The 4,376-nt window shown below is 27.5% G+C and carries 5 protein-coding genes; all 5 read left to right on the top strand.

Annotation, left to right across the window (positions count from 1 at the left end; genetic code table 11):
- Positions 1-338 (top strand): AAA family ATPase (locus tag J7M77_RS08930; protein WP_296877639.1); only part of this gene is annotated, 338 nt, incomplete at its 5' end.
- Position 339: 1 nt separating this feature from the next.
- Entirely contained in the window at positions 340-1,893 is a 1,554-nt protein-coding gene (locus J7M77_RS08925; RefSeq protein WP_296877636.1) for a putative ABC exporter domain-containing protein, read from the top strand.
- A 77-nt stretch (positions 1,894-1,970) separates the two neighbouring features.
- The gene (locus tag J7M77_RS08920; RefSeq protein ID WP_296877634.1) at positions 1,971-2,636 is read left to right on the top strand and encodes a response regulator transcription factor; all 666 of its coding nucleotides are present in this window, start codon (positions 1,971-1,973) and stop codon (positions 2,634-2,636) included.
- Between the two features lie 453 nt (positions 2,637-3,089).
- The gene (locus J7M77_RS08915; protein WP_296877632.1) at positions 3,090-4,004 is read left to right on the top strand and encodes an ABC transporter ATP-binding protein; all 915 of its coding nucleotides are present in this window, start codon (positions 3,090-3,092) and stop codon (positions 4,002-4,004) included.
- The coding region (locus tag J7M77_RS08910) for an ABC transporter permease (RefSeq protein WP_296877630.1) at positions 3,997-4,376 on the top strand (380 nt) is incomplete at its 3' end. The genes J7M77_RS08915 and J7M77_RS08910, both read left to right, overlap by 8 nt.

Here is a 4,376-nt window from a genome sequence, read left to right as displayed (position 1 = left end):
ATAAGAAAAAAAGATTAGCTAAAGAGTTATCTAAAGGAATGAATCAAAAATTAAGTTTGATTTTAGCTTTGATGATCCAGCCTAAAGCACTATTAGTAGATGAACCGATGGTTGGTTTAGACCCAGCCAGTATTGAAATGGTCTTACAAATATTTAAACAGTTAAAAGAAGCTGGCTGTGCTATTTTAATTAGTACTCATATTATTGATATTATTGATGATATTTATGATGAGGCTTATATCATGAATAAAGGAAAAATTGTTGAACGTGTAGAGAGAAACAGTCTAGATAATGAAAGTTTAAAAGAATATTTCTTTGAAGCAACGGATGGTGAGTAAGATGAAACCTTTATTTAAATTATGGTGTCTTAAACGAAAGGGAACGTTTCGATATTTATTTGCTAGTAAAGCGGTTGGAATTAGTTATATGTTCTTGTTTTTAATTTATATAATGGGATTAACTTCAATGCTTACTAATTTATCACCAGCGATGGATAATAATGAATTATTGCATTTAATTATTTTAGGCTATATTGGAATAGTTATTTTGCTGGTATTTATGTTATTAATTAATTCGCGTAAAGCATTATTGGATGGTGAAGATGCTTTCTACTTATTTACAGCACCATTTTCTAAATGGCAGATAATGACATATTTATCATTTAAAATGATCGGAGAAGCCTTTCAGTTTACTTTAATTATGTTAATGATCATCATGTATGCATCAATCGTGATTAAAATTACTTTATCATTTTTACTTTTACTATTATTTATAACTCTAATAACCTTTTTCTGTTTTATGATTTTAGATAATTATTTATATGTTTTATCAATAGGTGATAAAAAATACCGTAAATATGCTAAGATCATTCCTTTGCTTATCGTTTTATTTATCGCAGTTATTTTATTAGCTGTTTATTTACAAACAGGTAATTATGAAAACTTATTATTTAATTTTGTCCAATCAGAATTATTTTATGTAATTCCCATGTTTGGCTGGATCAAATTAGCATTAATTGCTTTAATTGAAAATAATTTCATCATGGTTTTAGTAGCAATATCGTTAATGTCACTTACAACATTACTTCTGTATTTGGGATTTATCAATTACCGTGGTGATTTTTATCAGCAGGCTTTAGAAGATGGGCTTGCTTATTCTAAGGTATTAAAAGCAATTCGTAAAGGTGATCAAAAAGCAATAAGACAAGGTAAAGTTAAAACCAAAATAACTGGTAAATTTAAACCAGGAGCACTAGCCATCTTATCTAAAAACTTGTTAATAATGCGTAAAGGAAATGATTTAGTAAATAAAAACGATATCCTCACGTTAGCAATTTATATTGGTTTTACGATTTTTTTACAAAGCGATTTTAGTTTGTTTATTTACTGGGTAATTATCTGGGCTTTTAGTGCTATTGAACAATCTGAATTAGCACAGGATATGAATAATTATCAAATTTACTTAATTCCCGAAAAACCATTTTACAAATTATTAGCCGTAGTTACCCCTACTTTTATCAAAATATTCGTTTATGCTTTCTTTGCTTTTTTATTTGTAGGTCTTTACAATCAGGAAAGTATTACTGTTATCTTAATGTACTTTGCAACTATTTTAGGATATACAAGTATTTTTATTAGTGGAACAATCTGGTCACTTAAAATTTTTAGAAGCCGTTCTCGAAAGTTTTTAGAAACTTTGATGCGTATAGCAATCATGTTTATGAGTTCTTTACCAAGCAGTATTATCTTATTTATGGTAATAACTAGAAGTGATAGTGCTACGTTGATGATGGTTAGCAGTTATATTAGTTTAATAATGAATCTATTAACTAGTTTACTTATTTTATATCACTGTCGTAATATCATGAATGGCTGGGAATTAAAGAGTGAATAGAGATACTGTTTTATAACGGTATCTTTTTATAGTATTTATTTAATTAGATGTTATAATATCCTATAAAGGATGTGACGATGATGAAGATTTTAGTTATTGAAGATAATAATGATATTAATGAGATGATTGTTAAATATCTTACAAATAATAATTATCAATGCACTTCGGCGTTTTCGGGAACTGAAGGATTACTGTTATTCAATCAAGATCACTATGATCTAATTATTCTGGATTTGATGTTACCGGGATTAGATGGGGAAAAACTGTTAAGTAAAATTAGAGAAAGTTCGAATATTCCTGTTATTGTATTAACTGCCAAAGATTCTTTAGATAGTAAAGTTGGTGTTTTAGGATTAGGGGCTGATGATTATTTATGTAAACCGTTTGAATTAGAAGAATTGTTAGCACGTATTCAAGTACAGCTTAGAAAAAGAAATAAACCAACAGGAAATCTGATATATAAAAACCTGATCTTACAAAGTTCCTGTTATGATGGTAAGGTAGATGGACATTCCTTATCACTAACTAAACATGAATATTTAATTTTAGAGTTGTTGATGAAAAATACAAAACGTGTCTTTACCAAACAAGAAATCTATGAATATGCCTGGAATGATACTTTTTATGATGATGATAAAACCATTAATACGCATATTAGTAACATTCGTAAAAAACTTAGTCGCTATAGTGACGAAAAGTATATTAAAACGGTATGGGGCATTGGATTCAAAATGGCTGAATAATTTAATTCAACTTTTTTATTATGTAAAGTTGAAAAACTATTGAAAATGGATTCTATAAGATCATGAATAAGTCAAAAAAGTAATAATAGATAAAACTTGTTTAAGTAATGTGATATAAATAAGTTAAGGTAATGCTATGAATCAGTAAAATAACAAATAATCTTTCAAATAGCTGATAAAATCAAGTGTTGAAGAAATTGATGATATGATTGAAGAATGATAAAAACTTAGAAATTGCTATGAAAAAATTGAGTTTTAACTAATTAAAAAGATGAGATGTTAATTTATTATATCTAACCACATAAACTGTGGTTTTTCTTTTGTTTAAAAATAAGATAAGATAGAGTAAATGGTAATTAAAATAGATAGTTTATTCTTTATACTTTCTTGATAATTGCTTATCAATTTCTAAAACTTTATCCCTTATACTAATAAATGTAGGAGGTAAGTAAAATGAGTGAAGTTATTTTAGAAACATACGATTTATGTAAAACATACAAAAATACTCAAGTAGTATCCCATGTTAATATGAAGATTCATCAAGGGGATATTTATGGTTTCATTGGCAGTAATGGAGCTGGGAAGTCAACGACTTTGAAAATGATTACCGGGCTTATTTTTCCTAGCTCTGGTGAAATTAAATTGTTTGGTGAAACCAAAAATAGTTTTTTACCAAGACGAATTGGTTCTTTGATTGAAAATCCTGGTTTGTATCCTAATCTTTCAGCTTACAATAATATGGAAATTAAAGCAATTGCCATGGGTGTTTATGATAAAAAGAAAATTCAAGATTTATTAAGTTTAGTAAAACTTGACTATCGTAGTAAAAAACCAGTAAAAAAGTTTTCTTTAGGAATGAAGCAGCGATTAGGAATTGCTATGGCTTTACTAGGTAATCCTGATTTATTGATTTTAGATGAACCAATTAATGGTTTAGATCCTGAAGGAATTCGAGAAATTCGGGAAGTGATTCAATACTTAAATGAAACTAAAAAAATGACAATTATTATTAGTAGTCATATTTTAGGTGAATTATCAAAAGTAGCAACTCGCTATGGAATTATTCGTAGTGGCAAGTTAATTGAAGAAATCAGTGCTAAACAATTAGATGAAAAATGTCGAAATTATCTTTCTTTAAAAGTAGCTGATGTTGATGCCACTCTTCCAGTTCTTGATCAACAGTTACATTTAAAAGATTACATTGTTTTAGAAGATAATGAAATTAGGATTTATGATGATATTGAAAGTATTAAAGTTAGTGAGGTATTAGCTTTAAATCATTTACCGGTATTTCAAATTTATTATCAAAAACAAGATTTGGAATCTTATTTTTTAGCTAAGATTAAAGGGGATGAACGTTATGATTAATATTGTAAAAAGTGATATTGTAAGGATGTTAAAAAGTAAAAGTTTTTGGATAACGTTAGTTGCTTTTTTAAGTTTGTTTGTAGCAATAATTTTTATGCAAAATTCTAGTCAGAATGGAACTGTATTTGATGCTACTAATGGTGGAAGGGAAGAAGGTTTGTATATTACTATTGATACGATCGTTAAATCACTTAATTCATTTGTAACTACTTTTGGTTATTCATTTGGATTGTTGTTTTTAGGAATTTATTTATCAATTTTTATTTGTAATGAATATAGCAGTGGTTATATTAAAAATATTGCTACTTTAAATAATGGGCGAATTTCGATTATTGTTGCCAAGATCGTAGTAGCAATTGTCTTGATTTTATT

The sequence above is a fragment of the Thomasclavelia sp. genome, assembly GCF_017889095.1.
GTDB lineage: Bacteria > Bacillota_I > Bacilli_A > Erysipelotrichales > Coprobacillaceae > Thomasclavelia.
Note: the sequence above shows the minus strand (reverse complement) of the source record. Positions and strands in the feature narration are given on the sequence as shown.

Bases quoted from the DNA above. Each gene is read 5' to 3' on its own strand.
- J7M77_RS08925 (WP_296877636.1), top strand. From the start codon at position 340: ATGAAACCTTTATTTAAATTATGGTGTCTTAAACGAAAGGGAACGTTT.
- J7M77_RS08915 (WP_296877632.1), top strand. From the start codon at position 3,090: ATGAGTGAAGTTATTTTAGAAACATACGATTTATGTAAAACATACAAA.
- J7M77_RS08920 (WP_296877634.1), top strand. From the start codon at position 1,971: ATGATGAAGATTTTAGTTATTGAAGATAATAATGATATTAATGAGATG.